Origin of the sequence: Methylobacterium sp. 13MFTsu3.1M2, from assembly GCF_900112625.1 — a bacterium.
In the GTDB taxonomy this organism is placed as follows: domain Bacteria; phylum Pseudomonadota; class Alphaproteobacteria; order Rhizobiales; family Beijerinckiaceae; genus Methylobacterium.
The window spans coordinates 16964-42945 of record NZ_FOMM01000010.1 but is presented as its reverse complement, the minus strand read 5'-3'; the positions used below and the strand labels follow the sequence as shown (position 1 = coordinate 42945).

Here is a 25982-nt window from a genome sequence, read left to right as displayed (position 1 = left end):
CCGGGGACGCGCAGTTCTGGGTCGCTCCGCTGCGCGCGCGATGACGGGGCGGGCGGCATCGACCGAAGACTGCGCGCGGACACCGGGTGATCCGGTCGCCGGAGCGCCGCCCGATTGCACCGCTCTCCGGCACGGCCTTAAGTTGCTGCCGGACCCCTATGTCGGGACGCGGATGCGGGTTGGACCCAAGATCGCCCTGGTCGGTGGCGTGCCGATCCTCGCCGCCGGCGCGATCGCCATGGCCGGCTGGCTCCTCCTGGCGCAGGAGGAGCGCGCCCGGCGCGGCGCGGTCCTGGCCGCCGACGTGTACCACGACATCGCCACCGCCCGCCTGGTCCGCGACCAGTACGCCGCCGCGGACGCGCAGGACCGGCCCGCCTACGCCGAGCGCTTCGCCAGCCTGACGGCACGGGCCGAGGCCGGCCTCGGCCGGCTCGCCGGCTTCGCCCGCATCGACGAGCAGCGCGCGCGGACCGCCTCGGTAGAGCGGGCGCTGGCCGGCTACCAGGGCGAGATGGACGCCTTCGTCCGCCGGACCCGGGAGAATGACGGCCTGATCCGCGAGATGACGCAGCGGGCCGACACCCTGATCGACCTCACCGACCGGGCGCGCCTGCGGCAGCAGGCCTCGAACGCCGACCTCGCGCGCTCGACGGCCGAGAAGGTCGAGGCGCTGCGGGTCGCCCGGGGCCTCGTCGCCCGCCTCAACGCCCTGCGAGCCCGGAGCGCGGAGAGCGCCGTGCTCGCCGCCCAGGCCGCGGCCCGGAGCGATGCGCCCGCGGCCGGCCCCGCCGGAGCGGCGGTCTCGGAGGGCGACGGCCCGCGCGCGCAGGGCCTCTTCCGCGCCGCCAGCCGCGACCTCGCGGCGGCGCTGCGGGCCGACGGCCGGGACGCCGACGCGGAGGCCCTCGACGCGCTCACCGCCGAGACGGCGGGGTGGAAGCCGGACCTCCGCGCGAAGCTCGACGCCTGGATCGAGCGCACCTTGAAGATCGAGACGTCCGGCCAGGAGAGCCTGCACGACGAGGTGGCGCAGCTGCTGGCCTATTCCGTGGAGGCCAACGAGATCGAGCGCGCCACCCAGAACGTCGCGATCGGCACCCTCAAGCTGGGGCCGCGCACCGCGGGCGCCCTCCTGCACCGGGACGCGGCCCTCGCCGAGCGGATGCGCGACGAGGGCGAGCGCCTCGCCCGGAGCGCCGCCTCGCTGCCGATCTCGCCGCTGATCCAGGCCGAGATGGTCCAGGCCCTCGACGGGTGGCGCGGGCGCCTCACCACCACCATCGGGGGCCTGCGGCAGCAGAACGCCATGATCGTCGCGATGGACGGGCTCGCCGCGACGATGATCGACAGCGCCAAGGCGCTCAACGACGCCTTCGTGGAGGACGCCGACCGGTCCGGCATCGTCATCCAGCGGATCCTGCTCGCCGGCGCGGCCGGGCTCCTGCTGTTCGGCGCCCTGGTCGTGATCCTCGTCGCCCGCTCGATCCTGGTGCCGCTGCGCGCCCTCCAGGGCGACATGGTCATGCTGACCGGTAACCCGGCGGGGGCGGCCGTGCGGGGCACGGCGCGCCGGGACGAGCTCGGCGACATCGCCCGCGCCACCGCGGTGTTCGTCTCCGAGATCACCCGCCGGGAAGGCGCGCTGCGCCGGGCCAAGGATCAGGCGGACGTCGCCCTGGTCGAGCTGCGCCGGACCCAGGACAACCTCGTCCGGGCCGAGAAGCTCGCCTCCCTCGGGCAGCTCGTGGCCGGGGTCGCCCACGAGATCAACACGCCGCTGGGCATCGCGCTCACCACCGGGACGCTCATGAGCGACGAGGCGCGGGCCTTCCGCACCGGCCTGTCTGCCGGCACGCTGTCGCGGTCCCGGCTGAACCACTTCGTCGACCGGGTCGAGGAGGGCGCCACCCTGCTCTGCACGAATCTCACCCGGGCCGCCGACCTCGTCCAGGGCTTCAAGCAGGTCGCGGTGGACCGCGTCAGCGACGAGAGCCGCAGCGTCGTGCTGGCGACCTGGCTCGACGACCTGCTGGCGAGCCTCAGGCCGATGCTGCGCAAGGGCGGCCATACGGTGGAGCGCGCCTGCCCCGCGGACCTCGTCATCGACACCAATCCCGGCGTGCTCGCGCAGATCGTGACCAACCTCATCGCGAACGCGGTCGTGCACGGGTTCCGGGCGGGCGAGCCGGGACGGATCACCGTGCACGTGTCGGAACGGGAGGGCGGCCTCGTGCGGATGGAGGTCCGCGACACCGGTCAGGGCATCCCGCCGGAGCACCTCGACCGGATCTTCGACCCGTTCTTCACGACGGCCCGCAGCGCCGGCAGCACGGGGCTCGGCATGCATATCGTCCACAATCTCGTGACCGCCAAGCTCGGCGGCCGCATCGCGGTCAGCAGCGAGCCCGGCCAGGGGACCGTCGTGCAGGTCGACTTTCCCGCCCAGGGTGCCGGAGCGGCCGCGCGGCCGCGGACCGGCGCGATCCGGACGCCGTGAGGCCGGCCGCGGCATACCGCGCCGGGCAGCGCGCCCTGGCGGCCGGCTTCATCTCGGCCCTGCTCCTGGGGCACGGCCCGGCATCTGCGCGCACCTTCGTGTTCTGCTCGGAAGGCAGCCCGGAAACCTTCGATCCCGCCCGCGCCACGACCACCACCACGATGAACGCCGCGTGGCAGGTCTACAATACGCTCGTGGAATTCGTGCCCGGCACCACGACGATCCGCCCGGCCCTCGCCGAATCCTGGACGATCTCGGAGGACGGCCGGACCTACGTCTTCGCTCTGCGGGACGGCGTCCGCTTCCACGCCAACGCGCGCTTCACCCCCACGCGCGCCCTGAACGCCGACGACGTGGTGTTCTCGTTCACCCGGCAGCGGCGCTCCGGGCCCGACGGCGCCTCGCAGGGCTTCACCTACTTCCACGATCTCGGCCTCGCCGACCTGATCGAGACCGTCGACGCCCAGGATCCGCGCCACGTCCGCTTCCGGTTGCGCGAGGCCGACACCACCTTCCTCGCCAACATCGCGCAGGCCTTCGGCGCCATCCTGTCCGCCGAGTACGCGGCCGCCCTCGCGGCCGGCAACGCGTCGGACGACCTCGCCCGGGCGCCCGTCGGGACGGGCCCGTTCGTCTTCGAGAGGTACCGGCCGGATCAGGTCCTCCGCTACCGCGCCTTCCCGGATTACTGGCGCCGCCCCGCGGACGGGAACGAGCCGGGCGAGCGCCCCGACGGTCTCGTCTTCGCGATCACGCCGAACGCGGCGGTCCGGCTGAACAAGCTGCGGGCCGGCGAGTGCCACGCCATGGCGTTCCCGGCGACCGGCGACCTCGACGCGATCCGGGCGGAGCCGGGCCTGACGCTGCTCGCGCTGGCCGAGCTGAACGTCGCCTATCTCGCCCTCAACACGACCCGCGCGCCCTTCGGCGACGTCCGGGTGCGGCGCGCGGTCAACCTCGCCATCGACCGGCGGGCGATCGTGGCGGGCGTCTACGGCGATGCCGGGATCCTGGCGCAGGGGCCGCTGCCGCCCGGGATCTGGGCCCACGACGCGGACCTGCCGGACACCCCCTTCGACCGCGGCGAGGCGCTGCGCCTGCTGGCCGAGGCCGGGCTCGCCGACGGCTTCGACGTTGACCTGTGGTATCCGCCAGTCAGCCGACCCTACAACCCGAACGGCCGGCGCGTCGCCGACATGATCCAGGCCGACCTCGCGCAGGTGGGCATCCGTGCGCGCCCGGTCACGCGTCCCTGGAACGCGTACCGCGCCGCCCTGTACGGCGGAGAGCCCACGCTGATGCTCTACGGCTGGACGAGCGACAACGGCGACCCGGACAACTTCCTGAACGTCCTGCTCGGCTGCAAGGCCGCCCAGACCGGCGGCGCCAACCTCGCCCGCTGGTGCGACCCGGCCTACGACCGGCTGGTCGAGGCCGCCCGCCGAACCGGCGACCGGGAGGCGCGCCAGGCTCTGTACCGGCAGGCTCAGGCCATCGCCCGGCGCGCGATGCCCTGGGTGCCCCTGGCCCACACCAAGGTGCATCTGGCGCTCCGCGACGACGTGCTCGGCCTGACGATGGATCCCCTCGGCCGCCACCTGTTCGAGACGGTACGGTTCCGCGACCCGCGCTGACGGCAACGACAGCGCCGTCCTCGCGAGCGGAGCGAAGCAATCCAGCAGCGCCACGTCCACTAACGGCGCGCATCCCTGGGTCGCTTCGCGGCGCTCGCGATGACGGGGTGGGCCGACCGACCGGCCACGCTCACTTCTTGGTCCGCTGCTGGAAGACCCGCAGCACCTGATTGCCCCGCGCCACGGCGTCGTCGAGGGCCTGCTGCGGCGCCTTCGCGCCGTCGAGCGCCGCCTCCAGCTCCTCGGCCCAGATGTCCCGGATCTGCAGCATGTTGCCCAGGCGCAGACCGGCGGTGTTGCGTGTCGGCGGCCGCCGGGTGAGTTCCTGCACGGCGACGTGGAGCTGCGGGTGCCGCTCGAAGAAGCCCTCCGCCACCGCGTCGTCGTAGGCGGCGCGCGTGGTGGGGATGTAGCCGGTGTTCCGGTACATCGCGGCCTGCTGCCGCCCGTCCATCAGGAAGGCCAGGAACCGGGCGACGCCGCGGTACTCGTCCGGCGTCTTGCCCTGCATCACGTAGAGCGAGCCGCCGCCCAGGATCGCGTTCTGCGGCTCCGGCACGACGTCGGGATAGAAGGGCATGGGCACGACCGTCCAGTCGAACCGGGCGGCGGTGGCGACCTTGCCGTACAGGCTGGACGAGGTGAGGAAGATCGCGCAGTCGCCCGAGACGAACCGGCTCTCGCCGCGATTGACGCGGTCGTTGTACTCGAACACGCCCGCGCGCTTCAGGTCGACGAGGTTCTGCAGGTGGCGGACCTGGAGCGGGCCGTTGAAGACGAGTTCGGCATCGTAGCCGTCCAGGCCGTTGGAGCGGGTCGCGAGCGGCCGGTCGTGCCAGACGGACAGCTGCTCGAGATGCACCCAGGTCGGCCAGGCGGAGGACAGGGCGCACCGCTTGCCGTCCGCCGCCTTGAGCCGCCGCGCGGCCTCGAAGACCTCGGGCCAGGTCGCCGGGGGCTGCTTGGCGTCGAGTCCCGCCAGACGGAACCGGTCGCGGTTGATCCACATCACCGTCGAGGAGACGTTGAAGGGGAGCGACAGCATCCCGCCCTCGGCATCCCGATAATTGGTGGCGACGACCGGCAGGAAGTCCTCGGGCGTCACCGAGAGCCCGGCCTCCCGCATCACGGTGGCGACGGACCTGACGGCGCCGACGGCGGCCGCCATGGTGCCGTTGCCGACCTCGAAGACCTGCAGCAGGTGCGGCGCCGCGCCGGTGCGGTAGGCCGTGATGCCGCTGCTGATCGTCTCGGCGTAGGAGCCCTTGTAGACCGGCACGACCCGGTAGTCCGGCTGCGAGGCGTTGAACGTCTCGGCGAGGCGGGTCACCAGCTCGCCGTTCGGCCCGTCCAGGGCGTGCCAGAACTGGATCTCGGTGAGGGCCGCGGCGGGCAGCGGGCGCAGCGCGGCGGGCAGCCCGACGAGTAGCCCGACGAGCAGCGGCATGAGCAGGCCGGTGCTCGGCAGCCTCGAGCGGCCGACGCCGCGCCGGATGGGTTGCGTCGCGCCGCTCATGCCAGCCGCTCCGGTAGCCACAGCCGCAGCACCGTGCCGGCACCCGCGCTGCTCTGCAGTTCGACCCGCCCCTGGAGGCGGTTAACCACGAGGTTGTGGACGATGTGCAGGCCCAGGCCCGTGCCGCCGCGGGCGCGGGCCGTCGTGAAGAACGGGTCGAACACGCGGCCGAGGTCGGCCCCGTCGATGCCGCGCCCGTCATCGGCGATGGAGAGGCCGATGCCGTCCCCGGACCGGATCCCCGTGATGGTGATGCGGCCGCCCTCCCGATCCTGGAAGCCGTGCTCGATCGCGTTCTTGACGGCGTTCGAGACGACCTGCGCCAGGATCCCCGGCAGGGTGTCGACGACGAGATCGGGCGGGCAGTCGACCTCGAACACGTGGCGGCCGGGCCGCGCCAGGGCGCGCAGGCTCTTCAGGAGCTCGTCGATCCACTTCGCGAGGTTCAGCGGGCGGCGGTCCTCGATGGCCTGATCGGCCGCCACCTGCTTGAAGCTGTAGAGGAGATCGGCCGCGCGCATCAGGTTGCTGGTCAGCAGCTGCGCGCCCTCCCGCATCCGCCCGGCATACTGGGTCAGCCGCGACCGGGAGAGCTGGTTGTCCCCGACCATGCGCGCGAACGCGGCCGAGTCGGACTGGACCTGTGTCGCCGTGGTCAGGGCGATGCCGAGCGGGGTGCTGATCTCGTGCGAGACGCCCGCCACGAGCTGCCCGAGCGAGGCGAGCCGCTCGGCGCGGATCAGGTCCTCCTGGGCCTGCCGCAGGGTCGTGAGCGCGTCGTCGGCGCGCTGGGAGGCGTTGCGCCGGTCCGCCTCGCGGCGGCGGATCTGCTCCAGGAACGCGTTGGTCGCCCTGGCGATGTCGCCGAGTTCGTCGCGTCGGGTGAGCAGGTGGCTGTCGCGGCCGATATCCTCGGGGGCGGGCGCGGCGGCGGCGGTGACGATGCTGTGCTGGAGCGCGTGCAGCGGCCGGGTGATCGAGCGCGCCACCGCGGCGGCGGCGCCGATCCCCAGGCACAGGGCGCCGACCGCCCCCACGACCAGCAACTGCCGGATCACGCTGCCGAACTGGTCGGCATCGTCGATGAAGGCCCGGCTCAAGGTCTGCGCGTTGGCGCTCATCGTGGCGGCGCGGCTGTCCATGTCGGCGATGGTCTCGTTCTGCTCGCCGATCTTCTCGATCGTCGCGGCGAGCTGCGTGCGCCACCCGTCGATCGCCTCCGCCATCTCGTCCCGGATGCTCACCGGGATGAGCAGCGTCCGGGACGTGCCCGACAGCTCCGCGCCCGCCTCCAGCACCCGCGACGCTTCCGCAGTATCCCGGCGCGCCAGGGCCGCATCCGTCCGCCGGGCCAGGCGCAGGGCCGTGAGGGCGATGTCCTGGGCGGAGAGCTCGGCCTCGTTCGAGAGGACCGAGTGACGGATCAGGAGCGCGACCTCCTCGTACAGCCGGTTCTGCCGGGTGACGTTCACTTGGACGAGCTGGTCGCACCACTCGACCAGGACGCGGCCGGCCTGGGTCGCGCGGGTCAGCTCGAAGCCCTCGGAGAGCACCCTGTTGAGGCCGTCCTCGGTCCGGCTCCGGTCGCGGTACGCCTTCAGGAGCTCTGTCGCCCGGTCCGCCGCCCCCGCCTCGCCGTCGACCCGCAGGACGCGGCGCAGCCGGTCGCCCACCGCATCGAGCTGCCGCAGGTCGGCGGCGAGCTCATCGAACTCGATCGGGAAGACCGGGCGACCGATGCGCGCCCGGTTCAGCTCCGCGGTGCTGATCGCCTCCCGGAGCTCCCGGAGAGCCGTGACGACGCCCTGGTTCCGCTCCAGCTCGGCATCCTTGACGGCCAGGACGGCGATCAGCTGAGCGTTGTCCTGCTGCTGGCGCCGGCGCGCGACGTCGGTCAGGGCCACCAGGGCGTCCGCCCGCCGGGCCATATCGGCGATCGTCGCGTTCGCGGTCCGCTCGGAGAGCAGGAGCGAGCGCATGCGCGTCACCTGCGAGTTCAGATCGCCCGTGACGGTTGCCACGAGAGCCGACTGGCCGCGCGTGCGCGCGAGACCCTCCAGGCGTTCGAGCTGCCCGGCCGCCGTGGCGGCCCGCTCGTCGAAGCGTCGCTCGGCCTCGTCCCGCCGCGCGGTGCCGCCGCTGACGGCATCCGCCCGCGCCCGGTTCATCGACGTCAGCGTCTGTGCGGTCTCCGTCGCCACCACGGCGCCGGTCCGGGCCCGCTCGGCCTCGTAGAGCAGGATCCAGGCGCCCAGCGCGATGGCGGCCGCGACGAGAATCGGGATCGCGCCGACCACGAGGACGCGGCGCGCGATCCCGGACCTCCCCAACCCGCGGATCATCGCGCCGCGCACCGTGTCCCGCGCCCCGTCACCCGTCCCGCTCCCCGATCCGTCGCTGATTCCTCGACGACACAGTCCGTTATTGTGCCATCGGCGCGATGACTTCCCGAGAGCGCTGAAGCAACACGGGACGCAATATTCCCGCAGCACCGCTTGCGTAGATGCCGCCCCGCACAACGGTCCTCGAAGGCCGAATGAGGGGAAACACCATGCTCGACGTCATCGCCCGCCTCCTGCTCTCGGCCGGCATCATGGTCGGCACGACCTACCTGCCGGCGCTCTCGCAGGCCGTCACCGGGCAGCCGGCCGGCACCCGGAGCTACGCCGCGGACGCGCCCGCCTGCCCGGCGAAGCCCGCGATGGCCGGGATCCGCGCCCGATCCTGCCTGGGCTGACCGGTATGGAGACGCTTCCTCTGATCCTGCTCGTCGGCGGGAATGTCCTGCTCGCGATCGTGATCCCGCTCCTCGTCTGAGCGCGCCGCGATCATGCTCCGCGAGGCCGCCGGAAGGCCGGTCGACCAGGGCCCGCCGCGAACCGCCGCCGCGGTCGGCAGTTGCCCGCCGGTGAGGCCTCGATTAGCCGGTCGATGCGGCCAGCTCGGGCCGCGCCCCGTGTCACGATGCGCCGCCGCCCATGCCCGCGTCTCCAAGCCTCGCCCGGGACCGATCCCGCATCGCGGCCCTCGCTCTGGCGACGCTGATCGGCGTCGGCGATCCCCGCCCGGGCTGGTCCCTCGACATGCCGGACAGCCCGCGTCCCGCCCGGCCGTCCCGGCCGGTGCCGCCGGAGCTGGCCGCGGCCCTCGCGGCCTACAGGACCTACGTCGTGGCCCAGGCCGACGCCTTCGTGCGCGAGACCGCGCGCTTCGTCGCGGCGATCCAGGCCGGGCAGCTCGCGGAGGCGCGCCGGCTCTACGCCCCGGCGCGCGCGCCCTACGAGCGTATCGAGCCGGTGGCGGCCCTGTTTCCCGAGCTGATCAAGCGTCTCGACGTGCGCAGCGACGAGTTCGAGCTGCGCGAGCGCGATCCCGCCTTCGTCGGCTTCCATCGGCTGGAGATGGCGCTGTTCACCCTCGGCACCACGGAGGGGCTCGGCGAGGTCGCGGAGCGGCTCACCGCCGAGACCGTGACCCTGCGCGACCGACTCGCGGCGCTCGCCATCCCGCCCGCCCGGGCGGTCGGGGCGGCCTCGGCCCTGATCGAGGGGATCGCCGCCACCAAGATCAGCGGCGAGGAGGAGCGCTACAGCCGCACCGACCTGTGGGACTTCCAGGCCAATATCGAGGGCTCGAAGGTGGTGTTCACGCTCCTGCGGCCGCTGCTGACGGACCGGGACTTCGTGGCCCGGGTCGAGCGCAGCTACAAGCGAGTCGAGGACCTGCTCGCGCGCTACCGCAGTCCGGACGGCGGCTTCCAGAGCTACGACAACCTCACCGCCCGGGACCGCAACGCCCTGAAGGGGCCCATCACCCTTCTGGCTGAAGATCTGTCGACGCTGCGTGGCCGGCTCGGTCTAGACTGATATCATTGCCGAGGTGCCGCGCTGTGGCCTCTCTTCGTGGCTAAAGGCGGCAGCGCGACCAGATTTTGCCGAGCGACGATGCGCTTCCTTTCACCGGTTCCCACCCGCCGCCGGTTTCTCGGCGGCCTCGGCGCGGCCGCGCTCCTCGGGCCCGCCCGAGCCGAGGACGCGACGCCGACCACCGCCACCGAGGGGACGCTCGTCTCTCAGCCCTTCTACGGCCCCCACCAAGCCGGGATCGTCACACCGCAGCCGGCCGCCGCCCTGTACGTCGCCTTCGACGTGCTGGCCGAGCGGCGCGGCGAGCTGCCCCACCTGTTCCGGACGCTCACCGAGCGCCTCGCCTTCCTGACGCGCGGCGGTGCCGTGCCCGATCTTCACCCGCAGCTCCCGCCGCGCAATTCCGGCATCCTCGGGCCGACCATCCTCCCGGACAATCTCACCGCCACCGTCTCGGTCGGCGCGAGCCTGTTCGATTACCGGTTCGGCCTGGGTCGCGCTCGCCCGCGCCATCTCGGGCCGATGGAGCGCTTCCCCAACGACGCGCTCGACCCGGCGCAGTGCCACGGCGACCTGCTGATCCAATTCTGCTCGAACACCGCCGAGACCAACATCCACGCCCTGCGCGACGTCATCAAGGCGACGCCCGGCCTCCTCACGCCGCGCTGGAAGATGGAGGGCTTCCTCCCGCCCCACGTGGTGAAGACCATGGGGGCCGACACCGTGCGCAACATGCTCGGCTTCAAGGACGGCACCGCCAACCTCGACGTGCGGGACCTCCGGATGATGGACCGTTACGTCTGGGTCGGAGCGGGGCAGGACGAGCCGGCCTGGACGACGGGCGGAAGCTACCAGGTCGTGCGGATCATCCGCACCCTCGTCGAGCGCTGGGACCGCACGCCGCTCGGCGAGCAGGAGGCCATCATCGGGCGGCACAAGGGCAGCGGCGCGCCGCTCCGGCAGGGACACGAGCGCGACGTCCCCGACTACGCCGCCGACCCGGACGGCGAGGCGATCTCGCTCGCGGCCCATATCCGTCTCGCCAATCCGCGCCTGCCGGGCACCGAGGGCAGCCTGATCCTGCGCCGCAGCTACAACTATTCCCGCGGGCTGACCGCCGCCGGCCAGCTCGACATGGGCCTGCTGTTCGTCTGCTACCAAGCCGACCTCGCCGCCGGATTCGTCACCGTGCAGAACCGTCTGTCCGGCGAGGGGCTCGAAGAGTACATCCGCCCGATCGGCGGCGGCTATTTCTTCGCTCTGCCCGGCGTGCCGGGGCCCGGCTCCTTCCTCGGGGAAGGCATGCTGGCCACGACCTAGACGGCGTCGACGCGGATTCCGGCTCGGACCACCGCCCTTGGATGCTGCGCCCGGGGCGCCCGAGGGACCGGCCGCCCGCGGGACCGCTCCCGCACTCAGTCGCCGTCCGTCTGCCCCGCGATCAGGGCCATGCGGACGAGTTCGGAGAGGCTGCCGGCCTGGAGCTTGGACATGACGTTCGCCCGGTAGATTTCCACCGTCCGCGGGCTGATGCCGAGATCGAGGCCGATCACCTTGTTGGCCTTGCCGGCGATCAGTCCCTCCAGCACCTGCCGCTCGCGCTCGGTCAGTTCGGCTAGGCGCGCCCGCACCGCGTCGCGCTCGGACGCGCGCTTGGCCGTCCGGTCCGAGCGCGCCAGGGCCGAGCGGATGCTGGCGAGGAGCACCTCGTCGTCGAACGGCTTCTCGATGAAGTCGACCGCGCCGGCCTTCATGGCCGCGACCGCGAGGGCGACGTCCGCGTGGCCCGTCATGACGATGACCGGCGGCAGGCTACCCCGCTGACGGAGGCGGTGCAGGAGCTCGACGCCGTCGATGCCGGGCATGCGCACGTCGGTGACGACGCAGCCGACGCGCTCGGGCTCCGCCGCCAGGAAGGCGGTCGCGGAATCGTGGACGCGGACGGTCAGCCCGTCGGTCGCCAGCAGGAAGGCCAGCGCCTGACGCACCGCGAGATCGTCGTCCACGATGTGCACGGGCGCGTCACTCGACATGAGCCATCTCCTCGCGGTCGAAGGTGCGCAGGGTGAAGCGGAAGGTCGTCCCGCCGTCCGGACCGGGGCCGGCCTGGATCTTGCCGCCGTGGGCCTCGACGATGGTCCGGCAGATCGACAGGCCGACGCCCATGCCGTTCGCCTTCGTCGTCACGAAGGGCTGGAAGAGCTGCTCGGCGATCTCGGGCGCGATGCCGGTCCCGGTATCCGACACGCGCACCTCGACCAGACCCTCGGCGGGCAGCGCCCGCGTGGCGACGGTCAGGTCGCGCCGGGCGACGTCCTGCATGGCCTCGATCGCGTTGCGGATGAGGTTGAGCAGGACCTGCTGCACCTGGATCCGGACCGCCATCACGAGGGGCGCGTCCGGGTCGAGATCGAAGCGGACGCGCACGCCCTTCTCCTTGGCGCCGACGAGGGCCAGGGCGCTCGCTTCCTCGATCAGCTTCGGCAATCCCTCGATGTGGCGCTCGCTCTCGCCGCGCGACACGAAATCCCGCAGGTGCCGGATCACCTGCCCGGCTCTCAGGGCCTGGTCGGCCGCTTGATTCACCGCGTCGGCGAGCAGGGGCACCTCGGGACCCTCCATGCGTCCGAGGAGGCGGCGGCAGCCCTTCAGGTAGCTCGCGATCGCCGTCAGGGGCTGGTTGATCTCGTGGGCCAGGGTCGAGGCCATCTCGCCGAGGGCGGTGAAGCGCGACATGTGCACCAGCTCGGACTGCAGCTCCTGCAGGCGCGTCTCGGTCTCGTTCCGCTCTGTCAGGTCGCGGATGAAGCCGGTGAAGTAGCGCTCGCCGCCCGAGCGCATCTCGCCGACCGACAGCTCCATGGGAAAGGTGGAGCCGTCCTTGCGCTGGCCGACCACGACGCGGCCGATGCCGATGATCCGGCGCTCGCCCGTCCGGAGGTAGCGGGCCATGTAGGCGTCGTGCTGGCTGCGGTACGGCTCCGGCATCAGCACGCTGACGTTCCGCCCGACCATCTCGTCCGAGCCGTAGCCGAACTGGCGCACGGCGGCCGCGCTGAACGACTTGATCTGCGCCTGCTCGTCGATGACGATCATCGCATCGGGCACCGTGTCGAGGATCGAGCGCAGGTGCGCCTCGCGCGCCCGCAACTCCTCGTCGGCCTGCTTCTGCGCGTGGATGCTGAAGACCACGCCCCGGTGCCGGCACGGCCGGCCGCCGGCATCGGCCTGCACGCGCCCGCGCGAGCGCAACCAGTGAACGCGTCCATCGGGATGCACGGCGCGGAAGTCGATCTCGTAGCTTCCGCCGTCCGTCAGCGCGCGCCCGATCGCCGCCGCCCGGGCGGCGCGGTCGTCCGGGTGAACGCGCGCTTGGATCTCGTCCAGGGTGGTGAGACGGTCCGGCGGCACGCCGAACAGGCGGATGCAGGACGGGAGGATCGTGACGCGCCCGGTCGGGATGTCGAGGGCCCAGCCGCAGATGCCGGCCTCGTCGAGCGTCAGCCGCAGGCCGTCGGCGTCGAAGGGGCCGCCGTCGCCAATGGCGGGCGCGTATGGGTGTTCAGGCGTCGTCATGTCAGTCGCGCGCGGGGGAACGGCACCGTCATCCGTCCGGGTCGTCGGCGCCCGTCTTACACCGCCGGTTGCATCAGCAAACAGCCGGGGGGGCGCGTGCGCGCCGCAGCAGCTCACGGCGTCGCCGTCGCGCCCTGCTTCCGCGCGGTGACTTGCCGGAGCAGGCGTCCGAGCTGCTCGGCCGAGTAGGGTTTGTGCAGGACCGAGAATCCGTGCGCGCCGTCCTGCGCGAGGACGTGGCTGTAGCCTGAGGCCAGGAGCACCGGAAGCCGCGGCATCCGGCGCCTGAGTTCCTGCGCGAGGGCCAGCCCGCCCATCCCCGGCATCACCACGTCCGAGAACACGACGTCGAACTCCGTTCCCTCGGGTCCGAGCCGGTCCAAGGCTTCCTCGGCATTCGCCGCCCAGATGGTCTCGTAACCGAGATCTTCCAGAATCTGCGTAGCGAAGGTGCCGACCTCGACGTTGTCCTCCACCACCAGAACGCGCTGGCCGGAACCGATGGGGGAGGCCGGCTCCGCGGGGGCGACGGCGGCGTACGGCGCGGACTCGGCCGCGACTTCGGGCAGGTAGAGCGTGAAGGTCGTCCCCGCGCCGAGCACGCTCTCGACCGCGACATCGCCGCCGGACTGCTTCGCGAAGCCGAATACCTGGCTCAGGCCCAGGCCCGTCCCCTTGCCGACCTCCTTGGTGGTGAAGAACGGCTCGAAGATCCGGTCCAGCACGTTCGGGGCGATGCCGGAGCCGGTATCGGTGAGCGCGATCGCCGCGAACGGCCGCGCACTCGCCGCGTGCCCGCGGATCGCCGGCAGAGGGCAGGTGCAGGTCAATCGCAGCGTGAGGGTGCCCTCGCCGTCCATCGCGTCGCGCGCGTTGACGGCGATGTTCACCAGCGCCGTCTCGAACTGGCTCAGGTCGGCGCGCACGGCGCAGGAGACTTCCGGGATCGCGGTGACGACCCGGATCCGCGCGCCCGTCACCGTGTCGAGCAGCTCGGCCACGGCCCGCAACCGGTCGCCGAGGTCGAAGACCTGCGGGTCCAGGGTCTGGCGGCGGGCGAAGGCGAGAAGCTGGCCGGTCAGCTTGGCGGCGCGATCAACCGTGTCGGACACCGCGTCGAGGTAGCGGGCCTTGCGTGCCTCGGGCAGCTCGGGCCGGCGCAGGAAGTCGACGGACGAGCGGATGATGGTGAGCAGGTTGTTGAAGTCGTGCGCCACGCCGCCGGTGAGCTGGCCCACGGCCTCCATCTTCTGCGATTGGCGCAGCGCCTCCTCGGTCTTGAGCAGCTCTCCGGTGCGCTCGGCGACACGGCTCTCCAGGGTCTCGTTCAGCTCGCGCAGGCCGTCTTCCGCCAGCTTACGGTCGTGGATGTCGGTCGATGTCCCGAACCAGGCGGTGATGGTCCCCCCGGGATCGCGCAGCGGTTCGGCCCGGGCCATGTACCAGCGATACGCGCCGTCGTGCCGCCGATAGCGCACCTCGATCTCGTAGGTGACGCCCCGCTCGCGCGCGTCCTCCCAGACCGCCGCCGTCCGCGCGCGATCGTCCGGATGCACCGCCTCGATCCAGCCATCGGGCAGCGACGCCTGCGTGTCGAGGCCGGTATACGCGCACCAGCGGTCGTTCAGGTAATGCAGGCGGCCGTCCGGCGAGGCGAACCAGACGAAGGCCGGCACGACGTCGGTCAGCGTGCGCAGCCGCGCCTCGGCCTCGCGGCGCTCGTCGATGTCGATGACCGAGCCGAAATAGCCGAGGAACGCGCCGTCGGAGGCGAACCGCGGCGACGCGGCGTCGAGCGCCCAGCGGTACCGGCCGTCCCCGTCCCGGAGGCGGTATTCGAGGCGGAACGACGCTCGGTCGGCGTTCGCCGCCAGGAACACCTGCTCGGAGTGGGCGCGGTCGGCGGGATGGATCGCGTCCAGCCAGCCGAGGCCGAGCGCCTCGGCCTCCGCCTGCCCGGTGAACTCGTACCAGCGCCGGTTGAGGTAGATGCACGCCCCGGTCTCGTCGGTGATCCAGGTCATCACCGGCGCGTCGTCCGCCATGGCGCGGAAGCGGGCCTCGCTCTCCCTGAGCCGCGCGTCGGCCTCGTGGCGGAACGTGACGTCGCTGGCCATCCCGAACCACTCGGTGACGGTCCCGTGCCGATCGATCAGCGGCACCGCGCGCGACAGCGTCCAGCCGACGCCGCCGTCGGCGCGCCGGACCCGGTGCTCGAGTTCGAACAGGCCCTTGCGGCTGACCGCGTCGTTGACGGCGGCCATGACCTCGGGCCTGTCGGCCGGATCGACGTAGCGGTCGAGCCAGCGCACGCTCGGCTCCGCCATGTCGGACAGGAAGCCGCGGCCGTGGAGCTGGCGCATCTCCTGCCAGTCCGGGCTCATGCGGTAGACCACGTCGGAGGTCGCGTGGACCAGGGCGCGGAGCCGCGCCTCGCTGAGCCGCAGGCTCGCCTCCGCGCCGACACGCTCGATATGCGCCCAGCAGCGCTCGGTCGCTTCGCGGATGAGCGCGAGCTCGGCGCGCGACCAGCGGTGAGGCCGCGCGTGGTGGACGGCCATCAGGGCGGCGAGCCGTCCGTCCTTCACCAGCGGCATGCAAATGGTGGCCGCGATCCCGATCGCCCGGAAGGCCTCGGCCTCATGCGGGGCGAGCTCGGCGGCGTTGTCGTTGATGATGAGCGGCCGGCCGGCATTGAGTTCCTGGACGGCCAGGGCGCCGAAATCGGCGAGGCTGTAATGCCCGAGGATCGAGGGCGCCGTCGGCACGTGCCAGTTGCCGCGGATGGTGAAGCCGTCGCCGTCCGGATCCATGTCGGCGTAGGCGCAATTCGACAGGTTCAGGTGCGCGCCGACGCAGCGCGTGGTGATCTCCAGGATCGTGCCGGCGTCGCGGGCGTTCGCGGTTGCCTGGCCCAGCTGGTCGAGGAAGCCGAGGCGGCTCTCGTTCTCGGCGATCCGACGCTCGCTGAGGACGCGCTCGGTGATGTCGCGCACCGTGGCGAGCGTGCCGATCGGCGTCCCGTCGTCGTCCAGGATGGGCGTGTAGTCGAGGTCCATCCAGACCGTCTCCGGACGCCCGTGTCTCCAGAGCTCCAGTTCCTGGGCGCGGAAGCTGAGCGGCCGACCGGCCAGGCCGCTGGCGATCACGTGCGCGTTGAAGGCGCGGGCTTCCGGCCAGAGTTCCAGGAGACGCCCGCCGAGGGCCTCCGGATGGCGCGGGCCGCAGACCTCCGCGTAGCCCCGGTTGTAGACCAAGATCCCGTCGCTTCCCCAGATCGCCACCGTCGGGACCGGCGAGAGCAGCAGGGTCTGGACGATGGTCCGGACGGGCGCGGGCCAGGAGGCGATGGCCCCGAGCGGCGTCGCCGCCCAGTCATGACCGCGGATCAGGTCGCCGAGATCCCCGCCTCCGACCGGAGACCAGTTCTGCGGGACGGCCGCGCGCGTCATCGATGCGAATACCGAAACCGTTCCATCGCGGCGCTTGTCGACGCGCGGGCGCGCATCGTCAACATCCGCCGGGCCGGGCCGCGGGGTCCGGACGTTTCCTCCCGGAGGTGAATCCGCTAGGCGTGAAGGCCGGTTCAGAGCGCGCCTTCGCTTTTCGGCATCGTTCGCGCGTTCGCACCGAAACCGGTTTCGTTTTCGCCGCGCGGAGGTCTGAAGGCATGCTCTCGGAGCGTCAGAACGCGATCATGGACGTCGCCCGGACCGAGGGGCGCGTCTCGGTCGATGCCCTGTCCGGCCGGTTCGCGGTCAGCGTGCAGACCATCCGGAAGGACCTGAATGACCTCTGCGACGCGCGCCTCCTCTCGCGCATCCACGGCGGGGCGGTGCTCGGCGCGGGCGCCGAGAACCTCGACTACGAGGCACGCAACGCGATCGCGGCGCCCGAGAAGGCGGCGATCGCGCGCGCGGCCGCCGACCTGATCCCGGACCGCTCCTCGCTGTTCATCAATATCGGCACCACCACCGAGGCCGTTGCCCGGGCGCTGCTGAGCCATTCCGGCCTCATGGTGATCACCAACAACCTCAACGTCGCGCTCGCCCTGCGGCCCAGCCCGGAGATCGAGTGCATCGTGGCGGGTGGCCTGATCCGCCGCTCGGACGGGGGGATCGTCGGGGAGGCGGCGGTGGATTTCATCCGCCAGTTCAAGGTCGATTTCGCGGTGATCGGGGCCTCGGCGATCGACGAGGACGGGACCCTCCTCGACTTCGACTATCGCGAGGTCCGGGTCGCGCAGGCGATCATCGCCAACGCGCGCCACGTCGTGCTGGTCGCCGATTCCACCAAGTTCGCGCGCAGCGCGCCGGTCCGGCTCGCCCAGCTCAGCCAGGTCGGCACCTTCGTGACCGATCGCTGCCCCAGTGACACCCTGCGCGACCTGTGCCGCGCGTCCGGAGTGCGGCTCGTCGAAACCGGTCGCTGAGCGTATCGGTTTCGATTGACTTTCCTTTGGTTTCGTATTCAATTCCTCTGCTTTCGCAGCCGCGCGTCCGACGCCGCGGCACGAGAGGGGGAGGATCATGCGGACGTTCGACGTGGCCGTCATCGGCGGGGGGATCAACGGCTGCGGCATCGCGCGGGACGCGGCCGGCCGGGGATACTCGGTGTCGCTGACTGAGCAGAATGACCTGGGCAGCGGCACCTCGTCATGGTCGACCAAGCTGATCCACGGCGGTCTGCGCTACCTGGAGCACTACGAGTTCCGCCTCGTGCGGGAGGCGCTGGCCGAGCGCGAGGTGCTCTGGGGGATCGCGCCCCACATCGTGCGCCCGCTGCGCTTCGTCCTGCCGCTCCACGCGGGCCTGCGTCCAGCCTGGCTGCTGCGGATCGGCCTGTTCCTCTACGACCATCTCGGCGGCCGCAAGCGCCTGCCCGGCACGCGCCCCGTGGACCTCTCCGGCCCCATCGGCGCCCCGCTCAAATCCGAGTTTCGGCGCGGCTTCGAGTACTCGGACGCGCGCGTCGACGACACGCGCCTGGTGGTGCTCAACGCGCGCGACGCCGAGGCGCGGGGCGCCGAGATCGCGGTGGGGACCCGCGTCGTCTCGGTCCGGCGCGAGGGCGATCTCTGGCGCATCGTCCGGCGCGAGCTTCGGACCGGCCGCGAGGAGGAGATCGCCGCGCGCTTCCTCGTCAACGCGGCCGGCCCCTGGGTCGACCGGGTGATCCAGGGCCCGCTCGGCCGGAGCGAGGCCAAGCACGTGCGCCTCGTGCAGGGCTCGCACATCGTGACGCGCAAGCTCTACGACCACGACCGGGCCTTCATCTTCCAGAACGCGGACGGGCGCATCATCTTCGCGATCCCCTACGCGAACGACACGACGCTCGTGGGCACGACGGACCGTGACTTCTCCGGCGATCCCGCCGACGCGGCGATCACCGAGGAGGAGACCGCGTATCTCCTGAGCGCCGCCAGCGAGTACTTCGCGACGCCGCTTCGCCGGGACGACATCGTCTGGACCTTCTCGGGCGTGCGCCCCCTCTACGACGATCACGCCTCCGCGGCGCAGGAGGCGACGCGCGACTACGTGCTGAAGACGGACGGCGCGGCCGGCGAGGCGGCGGTGCTGAACATCTTCGGCGGCAAGATCACCACCTACCGCAAGCTGGCCGAAGATGCCCTGAAGGAGATCGGTCAGCGCCTCGGGGCGCGCGGCCGCTCGTGGACCGGAGGCGCCGCACTGCCGGGCGGCGACTTCCCGGTGGACGGGGTGGCCGAGCTCGAGGCGCGCCTCGCCCGCGCCGCGCCCCGGCTCGGCGCCGCCACGGTCCAGCGCATGGTGGCCGCCTACGGGACGGACGCGCTGCGCATCGCCTCGAATCTGGGACCCGATCTGGGACACGGCCTCCACGAGGGCGAGCTGCGCTGGATGATGGACCGGGAATGGGCCCGCACCGCCGAGGACGTTCTCTGGCGCCGGTCGAAGCTCGGTCTCGCCTTCTCGCCCGACGAGGTCGAGGCGCTCCGAGCGCGGATCGCGGCCATGACCGGCCGCACCGACGGCGCGATGGCCGCCGCCGTCTGAGACCGGCAAGGACGCTGCGAGACCGAGAGACGGCGACCCGGCCGAGCCGGAGAGGCGCCGCATCACAGGAGGAAACGATGCCGCGACCGGACCATGCCGTCCACCATCGCCACAGGTCGAGACCGGACGCGCGGATCGCGCGTCGGCGCGCCGATACGGCGCGACGCTGAGCGCTGCACCTCAGCACCCCGTCCAATCCGAGATGCGCCCGGGATGAGCCCGGGTCCATCCGCGGTCTCAAGCACCAAGGCGCGCCATGATCGGCTTTCTCGCTCCCGCGGCCCACAGGCCACCCATTCAGACGGATCGCGTCGATCCGACCTACCGCAAGCTGCGCTGGCAGATCTTCGCGGGCATCTTTCTCGGCTATGCGGGCTATTACCTGCTGCGCAAGAACTTCTCGCTGGCAATGCCCTACCTCGTCGAGCAGGGCTACAGCCGCGGTGAGCTCGGCACCGCGCTCTCCGCCGTCGCGATCGCGTACGGCCTGTCCAAGTTCCTGATGGGCATGGTCTCCGACCGCTCCAACCCGCGCTACTTCCTGCCGATCGGCCTCGTGCTTTCGGCGCTGGTGATGCTCCTGTTCGGCTTCGTGCCCTGGGCGACCTCCAGCGTCGGCATCATGTTCGTGCTGCTGTTCCTCAACGGCTGGTTCCAGGGCATGGGCTGGCCGCCGAGCGGCCGCACGATGGTGCACTGGTGGTCCCAGAAGGAGCGCGGCGGCGTCGTCTCGGTCTGGAACGTGGCGCACAATGTCGGCGGTGGCCTGATCGGCCCGCTCTTCCTGCTCGGCTTGGCCTGGTTCAACGACTGGCACGCGGCGTTCTACGTGCCCGCCGCCGTGGCGCTCGGCGTCGCGGTCTTCGCCTTCATCACCATGCGCGACACGCCGCAATCCTGCGGGCTGCCCTCCGTGGAAGCCTGGAAGGACGATTATCCGGACGGCTACGACGCGAACCACGAGCGCGAGTTCTCCACGCGCGAGATCTTCGTCGAGCACGTGCTGAAGAACCGGATGCTCTGGTACATCGCCTTCGCCAACGTCTTCGTCTACCTGCTCCGCTACGGCGTGCTGGACTGGGCGCCGACCTACCTGAAGGAGGCCAAGCACTTCTCGGTCGACAAGACCTCATGGGCCTACTTCCTCTACGAGTGGGCCGGCATTCCCGGTACCCTTCTCTGCGGCTGGCTGTCCGACAAGCTGTTCCGCGGCAACCGGGGCGCGACGGGCGTGGTGTTCATGTTCGGCGTCATGGCGGCCACACTGGTCTACTGGCTCAATCCCGAGGGCAATCCGGGCGTCGACCTCGCGGCCCTGATCTGCATCGGCTTCCTGATCTACGGGCCAGTGATGCTGATCGGCCTTCAGGCCCTCGAGCTCGTGCCGAAGAAGGCGGCCGGGACGGCGGCGGGCTTCACGGGCCTGTTCGGGTATCTCGGCGGCTCCGTCGCGGCGAGCGCGCTGGTCGGCTACACGACCGACCATTACGGCTGGAACGGCTGCTTCATTCTCCTGCTGGCCGCCTGCGTCCTCGCGATCGTCTGCCTGTCGCTGACCCTGCGGCACAGCAGCACCGCGGTCGCGCAGCCTGCCTGAGCGGCGGTTTCCGGGCACGGCAGGGATGCTCAGGCTTCCTGCCGGCCCGTGCCGGTGCGATCGGGACGGGCGCCCGGAGCGGCCGTCCCGGCGCCGAGCGTGACGATCGGATCCTTCCGCCGGTCGTCAGGCCGTCACATCGCCCCGAGCGCCCGCGGGAGCCACAGGGACAGGGCGGGCCAGTAGGTCACCAAGACCAGGAAGGCCAGCATCGTCAGGAGCCAGGGCAGCACCGCGACGGTCAGCTCGGAGATGCCCATATGGGCGATCCCGCTCGCCACGTAGAGGTTGAGCCCGACCGGCGGGTGGCACAGGCCGACCTCCATGTTGACCGCCATGATGATCCCGAAATGGATCGGGTCGATCCCGAGCTTGACCGCGATCGGGAACAGGATCGGCGCCATGATCAGCAGGATCGAGGACGGCTCCATCACGTTGCCGGCGATCAGCAGGATGATGTTGACGACGAGCAGGAAGACCAGCGGGCTGAAGTTCATGGCGATCAGCCACGCCGCCATCGTCTGCGGGATGTTCTCCGACGTCATCAGGAACGAGAACAGCACCGCGTTGGTGATGATGTAGAGTAGCATCGCGCTCATGTTGGCGGACGCGAGAAGCACGCGGGGCACGTCCGACAGCTTCAGGTCCCGGTAGACGAACACCGCGATGACGAAGGCGTAGACGGCCGCCGTCGCGGCCGCCTCGGTCGGGGTGAAGATGCCGGCGTAGATGCCGCCGATCACCATCACCACGAGGAACAGGCCCCAGGCGCTCTCGCGGAAGGCGCGCAGGCGCTCGGCCCAGGACGCCTTCGGCATGCGCGGATATCCGCGGCGCTTGGCGATGACGAAGGTGACGCTCGCCAGCATGGCCGACAGGACGATGCCGGGCATCACACCGGCGAGGAACAGGTTGCCGATCGAGGAATTCGTCGACACCCCGTAGAGCACGAGGATGATCGAGGGCGGCACGAGGATGCCGAGCGCCCCCGAGGTGGTGATCACCCCGGCGCCGAAGCGCCGTGGGTAGCCCTCCGCCACCATGGCGGGCAGGATGATCGAGCCGATCGCCACCACGGTCGCCACGCTCGACCCTGACACGGCGGCGAACAGCGCGCAGGCGACCACGCCCGCGAGCCCGAGGCCGCCCGGCCAGTGCCCGACGAGGGAGGTCGTGAAGGCGATCATCCGCCGCGCCACGCCGCCATGGGCCAGGAAGTTACCGGCGAGGATGAAGAACGGGATCGCCATGATCGAGAAGTTCTCGATCCCGGTGAACAGCTTGAGCGCGACGCTCTCGATCGGCACCTGCGTGAGGGTAAACAGGAAGGTCAGCACCGTCAGGCCGAGCGCGATCGAGATCGGCATGCCGGTGAGCATGAGGGCGATGAGCAGCCCGAAGATGATCAGGCCGCTCATGCGGGGCCTCCCTCGCGGCCGAGCTGGATCGGGTCGACACCCTCGACGGTCGGGACGCCGTCGACATGGGCGTGATCGCGGGCGGGCAGGTGCCCGGTCTTCCAGTAGCTCCACGCGACCTGCAGGAAGCGGAAGCACATCAGGTAGGAGCCGAGCGGGATCGCGAGGTAGACGATCCAGACCGGGATCTCCATGTCGGGCGTCGTCTGGTCGGTGTGGCCGATGCGCCAGACGAAGTTCGTGCCGAGCGTGCCGACGATCCCGGTGAACAGCGCGCCCGCCGCGAGGCTGACCAGGACCATCACCCGGCGCGCGCCCGGCGGCAGGCGGTTGACCAGCACGTCGACGCCGACGTGGATGCCGGTGCGCACGCCGTAGGCCGCGCCGAACTTCGCCACCCAGATGAACATATAGATGCACAGTTCCTGCGACCAGCCGAAGTCGATCTGGTCGGTGTAGTCCTGCAGCGCCGGGATGCCGGAGAGGAACCGGTGCACCACCGTGGCGAAGGTGATGACGGTCGCGGCCGCCATCAGGGTTCCGATCAGCACCTCTTCGAGCCGATCGAGCAGTTTCAGCAACATGGTCGGTCCGGACGCGGCGGCGGGATCAGTTGTTCGGCGCAGCCTCGGCTTCCTTGTTGAGCGCCGCGACCAGATCCTTGCCGACGCGGGAGGCCATCTCGCGCTGGACCGGCGCCAGGGCCTTGCGCCACGCGGCGTTCTCGGCCTCGGTCGGCGTGTACACCTCGGTCTTGCCGGTGGCGCGGATGTCGGCGAGCGCCTTCTCGTTCTGCTTGTCGGCGATCTCGTGCTCGTAGGCGGTCGCGTCCTTGATGGCGCCCTCGAGCGTGGTGCGGATGTCGGCCGGCAGCCCGTCCCAGAAGCCCTTGTTCACGATGACCGCGTAGCCGATGTAGCCGTGATAGGTCAGCGTGGCGTGCTTCTGCACCTCGTTGAGCTTCTGGGTCGTCACGTTCGACGGCGGGTTCTCCTGGCCGTCGACCACGCCGGTCTGCAGCGCCTGGTAGAGTTCGGAGAAGGCGAGCACCTGCGGCAGCGCCCCGAGCTGCTTGAACTGCGCCTCCAGAACCTTCGAGGACTGGATCCGGAACTTCAAGCCCTTCACGTCCTCGGGGGCGTGCATCGGCTTGTTGGCGGTGAGGATCTTGAAGCCGTTGTCCCAGTAGCCGAGGCCCTTGATCCCCTTGGTCTCGAGCTTCTTGAACAGGCCCTGGCCGATCGGCCCGTCCTGGACGCGCCGCAGCACCTGCTCGTTGGGGAAGATGTAGGGCAGGTCGAAGGCCTCGAACTCCTTCACGCCGAGGGGCCCGAACTTGCTCGTGGACGGCGCCAGCATCTGCACGGCGCCGAGCTGGAGCATCTCCACCTCCTCCTTGTCCTTGTAGAGCGTGCTGTTGGGGTAGATCTCGACCTTGACCGCGCCCTTGGTGCGCTCCTCGGCGAGCTGCTTGAACCGCTCGGCGCCCTGGCCCTTGGGCGTGTCGGTGGTGGTGACGTGGCTGAACTTGATGACGATGGGGGTCTGCGCCGCGGCCGGGGCCGCTAGGGCGAGTGCACACACGAGCGCACCGAGAATCCGAGCCGTCATCACGTCCTCCCAGACCTGAGCCCGCGTCTTTGCGCGGATTGAATTTTGTATAGACTTGCAGGTGAGCGCGGTGGCGACAAGCGCGAAAGTGCGACGCCGGGGGGAAGATGTCGCCCGCACAAACGTTTCGTTCTTGATGCGGGCGGCAATGGGACCGGGCCCCGACGCGTCAGGTCCTGTCGCGCGCCCCGATGAAAGCCTGCACGGCCTCCCGATGCTCGGGCGTCGCGGTGACGACGGCGTAGTGGGAGGAGATCAGGTCGAGGTTGGTGCGCAGGTCGTTGCGCATGCCCTGGTAGACCGCGCGCTTGATCAGGCTCAGCGTCAGCGGCGGCGCCTTGGCGATTTTCCGCGCCAGCGCCGCCACGGCCGGCATCAGGTCCGCGTCGGCGTGGACGCCGTTGACGAGGCCGATCCGCAGGGCCTCGTCGGCATCGACGAAATCGCCGGTGAAGAACAGCTCCAGCGCCTTCGCGGTCCCGACAAGGCGGGGCAGGAAATGGGCGCCGCCCGCGCCGGGGACGAGGCCGACCCTCACGTAGGTCTCGGCGAAGCGGGCGCTCCTGGCGGCGAAGCGCAGGTCGCACATCAGGGCGAGGTCGAGGCCGGCGCCGGTGGCCACGCCGTTCAGGGCGGCGATCACCGGCTTGTCGAGATCCTCCAGCGTCAGCGGGATGCGCTGGATCCGCCCGTAAAGCTCCTCCTTGCGTCGTGCCGGCGGCTGGTCGAGGCGCTCGCCCATCTCGACGATGTCGCCGCCGCTGCAGAAGGCCGAGCCCGCGCCGGTCACCACCACGACGCGGATCGCCGCGTCGGTGCGGCAGCGCTGCAGGGCCTCCGTCCAGGCCTCGATCATCGGGAAGGTGAAGGCGTTCTTCCGCTCGGGCCGGTTCAGCGTGATGGTCGCCACCCCGTCGGCGACGGAGAACAGCAGGTCCTCGCCGGCGTCCTGTGTCTCGGCTTCAGCACTCATCGGGCGGCCTCCAGGGGCGCGGTGTCGGGCTTGTCCGGCGCGTCCATCAGGGCGGCGATCTCGGCCGGTTCGAGCCCGGCCTCGGCCAGGACCTCGGCGGTGTGCTCGCCGAGCCGCGGGGCGTGGTGGCGGATCGCGAAGCGGCTGCCGCTGAACGAGACCGGCCGGCGCATGGTGCGGTAGCGCCCCTCGCTCGGGTGCTCGGCGCTGCCGAAGAAGCCGACCGCCTTCAGGTGCGCGTCCTCCGGCAGGTCCTCCAGGCCGAGGACCGGCATGCACGGGATGCTCACCGAGTCGCAGAACGCCACCCACTCGGCGGTGGTCCGGCGCGGCGCCTCCTCCTCGACCAGGGCGTAGAGGATCTCGATGTTCTCCACCCGCACGGCGAGCGGCGCGAAGCGGGGATCGTCCACGAACTCGAGCCGGCCGGTGTGGATGAAGAAGTCGCGCCAGTTCCGGTCGGAATAGGGCAGGATGCAGGCGTGGCCGTCCCGGGTCCGGTAGGGCTTGCGCCGCGGGCTCAGGACCCGGTTGAAGCCCGGCGGACCGAGCGGCGGCTCGAAGGCGTAGCCGACCATGTGCTCGACGAAGTTGAACTCCACCATGGTCTCGAACATCGGCACCTCGACCGCCTGCCCGCCGCCGCCGGCCCGGCGCTCGAAGAGGGCGGCGAGGATCGCGCAGGCGATGGCCTGCCCGGCGATCTTGTCGCACAGCACCGTGGGCAGGTAGCCGGGCTGGCCATAGGCGGCGGTCTGGAGTGCCGCGAGGCCCGAGCCCGCCTGGATCAGGTCGTCGTAGGCCGCCTTGTGGGCGTAGGGACCATCGGCCCCGAACCCGTAGGCGCCGCAGTAGACGATGTCGGGCTTGAGCGTGCGCACCCGCTCGTAGCCGTAGCCCAGGCGCAGGATCGCGTCGGGCCGCATCGAGTGGACGAACACGTCGGCCGTGGCGATCAGCCGGTCGAGGGCGGCCCGCGCCGCCGCCCGCTTCAGGTCGAGGCGGACGCTGCGCTTGTTGCGGTTGAGGTGCAGGAAGTTGCCGCCCATCCCGGCGCCCCGGGCCGGCCGGTAATGCCGGAAGGAATCGCCCTCCGGCGTCTCGACCTTGATCACGTCGGCCCCGAGATCGGCCAGGATATGCGTCGCCGAGGGCCCCATGATCACGCTGGTCAGGTCGACCACTCGCACGCCCGCGAGCGGGCCGGCCGTGTTCGTCTCGGTGGAGTGAGTTTCGGCGGAGTGATCCGGCACGCC

At 71.2% G+C, this 25982-nt stretch carries 18 protein-coding genes; 8 read left to right on the top strand and 10 right to left on the bottom strand.

Translation table 11 applies throughout. The features are described from left to right. The first annotated feature begins 172 nt into the window (after positions 1-172). Together BM314_RS10830 and BM314_RS10825 are read left to right on the top strand one after the other, a co-directional pair. Positions 173-2500 (top strand): sensor histidine kinase, encoded by a 2328-nt coding sequence (locus BM314_RS10830; RefSeq protein WP_091978129.1) that lies wholly within the window; start codon positions 173-175, stop codon positions 2498-2500. Next, on the top strand, positions 2497-4134 hold the full coding sequence (locus tag BM314_RS10825) for an ABC transporter substrate-binding protein (RefSeq protein ID WP_091978128.1): 1638 nt from the start codon (positions 2497-2499) through the stop codon (positions 4132-4134). The genes BM314_RS10830 and BM314_RS10825 overlap by 4 nt, the downstream gene beginning before the upstream one ends. A gap of 130 nt (positions 4135-4264) precedes the next feature. Here BM314_RS10825 and ugpB read toward each other — a convergent pair whose 3' ends face one another. Beyond that, positions 4265-5650, bottom strand: coding sequence for a sn-glycerol-3-phosphate ABC transporter substrate-binding protein UgpB (gene ugpB, locus BM314_RS10820; RefSeq protein ID WP_091978127.1), 1386 nt, complete (start codon positions 5648-5650; stop codon positions 4265-4267). After that, a complete protein-coding gene (locus BM314_RS10815; protein WP_091978226.1) occupies positions 5647-7992 on the bottom strand; it encodes a sensor histidine kinase in 2346 nt (781 codons plus the stop codon). Before BM314_RS10815 ends, ugpB begins: the two co-directional genes overlap by 4 nt. Positions 7993-8201: 209 nt before the next feature. On the opposite strand from BM314_RS10815, the gene BM314_RS10810 reads away from it, so the two are divergent. The 3 genes from BM314_RS10810 to efeB all read left to right on the top strand — a co-directional run bounded on the left by BM314_RS10810 (position 8202) and on the right by efeB (position 10836). Continuing rightward, positions 8202-8387, top strand: a complete 186-nt coding sequence (locus tag BM314_RS10810; protein WP_056533322.1) for a hypothetical protein — start codon at positions 8202-8204, stop codon at positions 8385-8387. Positions 8388-8628: 241 nt separating this feature from the next. Continuing rightward, entirely contained in the window at positions 8629-9516 is an 888-nt protein-coding gene (gene efeO / locus BM314_RS10805; protein WP_020093141.1) for an iron uptake system protein EfeO, read from the top strand. Between the two features lie 78 nt (positions 9517-9594). After that, positions 9595-10836, top strand: coding sequence for an iron uptake transporter deferrochelatase/peroxidase subunit (gene efeB / locus BM314_RS10800; RefSeq protein WP_091978126.1), 1242 nt, complete (start codon positions 9595-9597; stop codon positions 10834-10836). Positions 10837-10931: 95 nt separating this feature from the next. Here efeB and fixJ read toward each other — a convergent pair whose 3' ends face one another. From fixJ to BM314_RS10785, 3 genes are all read right to left on the bottom strand, one after another. Continuing rightward, positions 10932-11549 carry a response regulator FixJ gene (fixJ, locus tag BM314_RS10795; RefSeq protein WP_091978125.1) on the bottom strand — a complete coding sequence of 206 codons (618 nt, stop codon included), beginning with the start codon at positions 11547-11549 and terminating at the stop codon, positions 10932-10934. Next, positions 11539-13092 carry a PAS domain S-box protein gene (locus BM314_RS10790; RefSeq protein ID WP_091978124.1) on the bottom strand — a complete coding sequence of 518 codons (1554 nt, stop codon included), beginning with the start codon at positions 13090-13092 and terminating at the stop codon, positions 11539-11541. Before BM314_RS10790 ends, fixJ begins: the two co-directional genes overlap by 11 nt. Positions 13093-13205: 113 nt before the next feature. Then, positions 13206-16544, bottom strand: coding sequence for a PAS domain S-box protein (locus tag BM314_RS10785; protein ID WP_091978123.1), 3339 nt, complete (start codon positions 16542-16544; stop codon positions 13206-13208). Positions 16545-16762: 218 nt separating this feature from the next. On the opposite strand from BM314_RS10785, the gene BM314_RS10780 reads away from it, so the two are divergent. From BM314_RS10780 to glpT, 3 genes are all read left to right on the top strand, one after another. After that, entirely contained in the window at positions 16763-17524 is a 762-nt protein-coding gene (locus tag BM314_RS10780; RefSeq protein WP_091978122.1) for a DeoR/GlpR family DNA-binding transcription regulator, read from the top strand. Positions 17525-17621: 97 nt separating this feature from the next. After that, positions 17622-19127, top strand: coding sequence for a glycerol-3-phosphate dehydrogenase (glpD, locus tag BM314_RS10775; RefSeq protein ID WP_091978121.1), 1506 nt, complete (start codon positions 17622-17624; stop codon positions 19125-19127). A gap of 256 nt (positions 19128-19383) precedes the next feature. Next, on the top strand, positions 19384-20724 hold the full coding sequence (gene glpT / locus BM314_RS10770; RefSeq protein ID WP_091978120.1) for a glycerol-3-phosphate transporter: 1341 nt from the start codon (positions 19384-19386) through the stop codon (positions 20722-20724). 134 nt (positions 20725-20858) lie between these two features. Here the strand turns inward: glpT and BM314_RS10765 are convergent, their stop codons facing one another. From BM314_RS10765 to BM314_RS10745, 5 genes are all read right to left on the bottom strand, one after another. Next, positions 20859-22142, bottom strand: a complete 1284-nt coding sequence (locus tag BM314_RS10765) for a TRAP transporter large permease (protein WP_056533341.1) — start codon at positions 22140-22142, stop codon at positions 20859-20861. After that, the gene (locus BM314_RS10760) at positions 22139-22726 is read right to left on the bottom strand and encodes a TRAP transporter small permease (RefSeq protein ID WP_091978119.1); all 588 of its coding nucleotides are present in this window, start codon (positions 22724-22726) and stop codon (positions 22139-22141) included. Before BM314_RS10760 ends, BM314_RS10765 begins: the two co-directional genes overlap by 4 nt. A gap of 25 nt (positions 22727-22751) precedes the next feature. Continuing rightward, positions 22752-23753 (bottom strand): TRAP transporter substrate-binding protein, encoded by a 1002-nt coding sequence (locus BM314_RS10755; RefSeq protein ID WP_091978118.1) that lies wholly within the window; start codon positions 23751-23753, stop codon positions 22752-22754. A 169-nt stretch (positions 23754-23922) separates the two neighbouring features. Next, positions 23923-24726, bottom strand: a complete 804-nt coding sequence (locus BM314_RS10750) for an enoyl-CoA hydratase/isomerase family protein (RefSeq protein WP_091978117.1) — start codon at positions 24724-24726, stop codon at positions 23923-23925. Further along, positions 24723-25979, bottom strand: coding sequence for a CaiB/BaiF CoA transferase family protein (locus BM314_RS10745; protein WP_091978116.1), 1257 nt, complete (start codon positions 25977-25979; stop codon positions 24723-24725). The genes BM314_RS10750 and BM314_RS10745 overlap by 4 nt, the downstream gene beginning before the upstream one ends. Positions 25980-25982: the final 3 nt, after the last annotated feature.

Coding starts and splice junctions, on each gene's coding strand:
- BM314_RS10830 (WP_091978129.1), top strand. CDS start 173: ATGCGGGTTGGACCCAAGATCGCCCTGGTCGGTGGCGTGCCGATCCTC.
- ugpB (WP_091978127.1), bottom strand. CDS start 5,650: ATGAGCGGCGCGACGCAACCCATCCGGCGCGGCGTCGGCCGCTCGAGG.
- BM314_RS10815 (WP_091978226.1), bottom strand. CDS start 7,992: ATGATCCGCGGGTTGGGGAGGTCCGGGATCGCGCGCCGCGTCCTCGTG.
- BM314_RS10810 (WP_056533322.1), top strand. CDS start 8,202: ATGCTCGACGTCATCGCCCGCCTCCTGCTCTCGGCCGGCATCATGGTC.
- efeO (WP_020093141.1), top strand. CDS start 8,629: ATGCCCGCGTCTCCAAGCCTCGCCCGGGACCGATCCCGCATCGCGGCC.
- efeB (WP_091978126.1), top strand. CDS start 9,595: ATGCGCTTCCTTTCACCGGTTCCCACCCGCCGCCGGTTTCTCGGCGGC.
- fixJ (WP_091978125.1), bottom strand. CDS start 11,549: ATGTCGAGTGACGCGCCCGTGCACATCGTGGACGACGATCTCGCGGTG.
- BM314_RS10790 (WP_091978124.1), bottom strand. CDS start 13,092: ATGACGACGCCTGAACACCCATACGCGCCCGCCATTGGCGACGGCGGC.
- BM314_RS10785 (WP_091978123.1), bottom strand. CDS start 16,544: ATGACGCGCGCGGCCGTCCCGCAGAACTGGTCTCCGGTCGGAGGCGGG.
- BM314_RS10780 (WP_091978122.1), top strand. CDS start 16,763: ATGCTCTCGGAGCGTCAGAACGCGATCATGGACGTCGCCCGGACCGAG.
- glpD (WP_091978121.1), top strand. CDS start 17,622: ATGCGGACGTTCGACGTGGCCGTCATCGGCGGGGGGATCAACGGCTGC.
- glpT (WP_091978120.1), top strand. CDS start 19,384: ATGATCGGCTTTCTCGCTCCCGCGGCCCACAGGCCACCCATTCAGACG.
- BM314_RS10765 (WP_056533341.1), bottom strand. CDS start 22,142: ATGAGCGGCCTGATCATCTTCGGGCTGCTCATCGCCCTCATGCTCACC.
- BM314_RS10760 (WP_091978119.1), bottom strand. CDS start 22,726: ATGTTGCTGAAACTGCTCGATCGGCTCGAAGAGGTGCTGATCGGAACC.
- BM314_RS10755 (WP_091978118.1), bottom strand. CDS start 23,753: ATGACGGCTCGGATTCTCGGTGCGCTCGTGTGTGCACTCGCCCTAGCG.
- BM314_RS10750 (WP_091978117.1), bottom strand. CDS start 24,726: ATGAGTGCTGAAGCCGAGACACAGGACGCCGGCGAGGACCTGCTGTTC.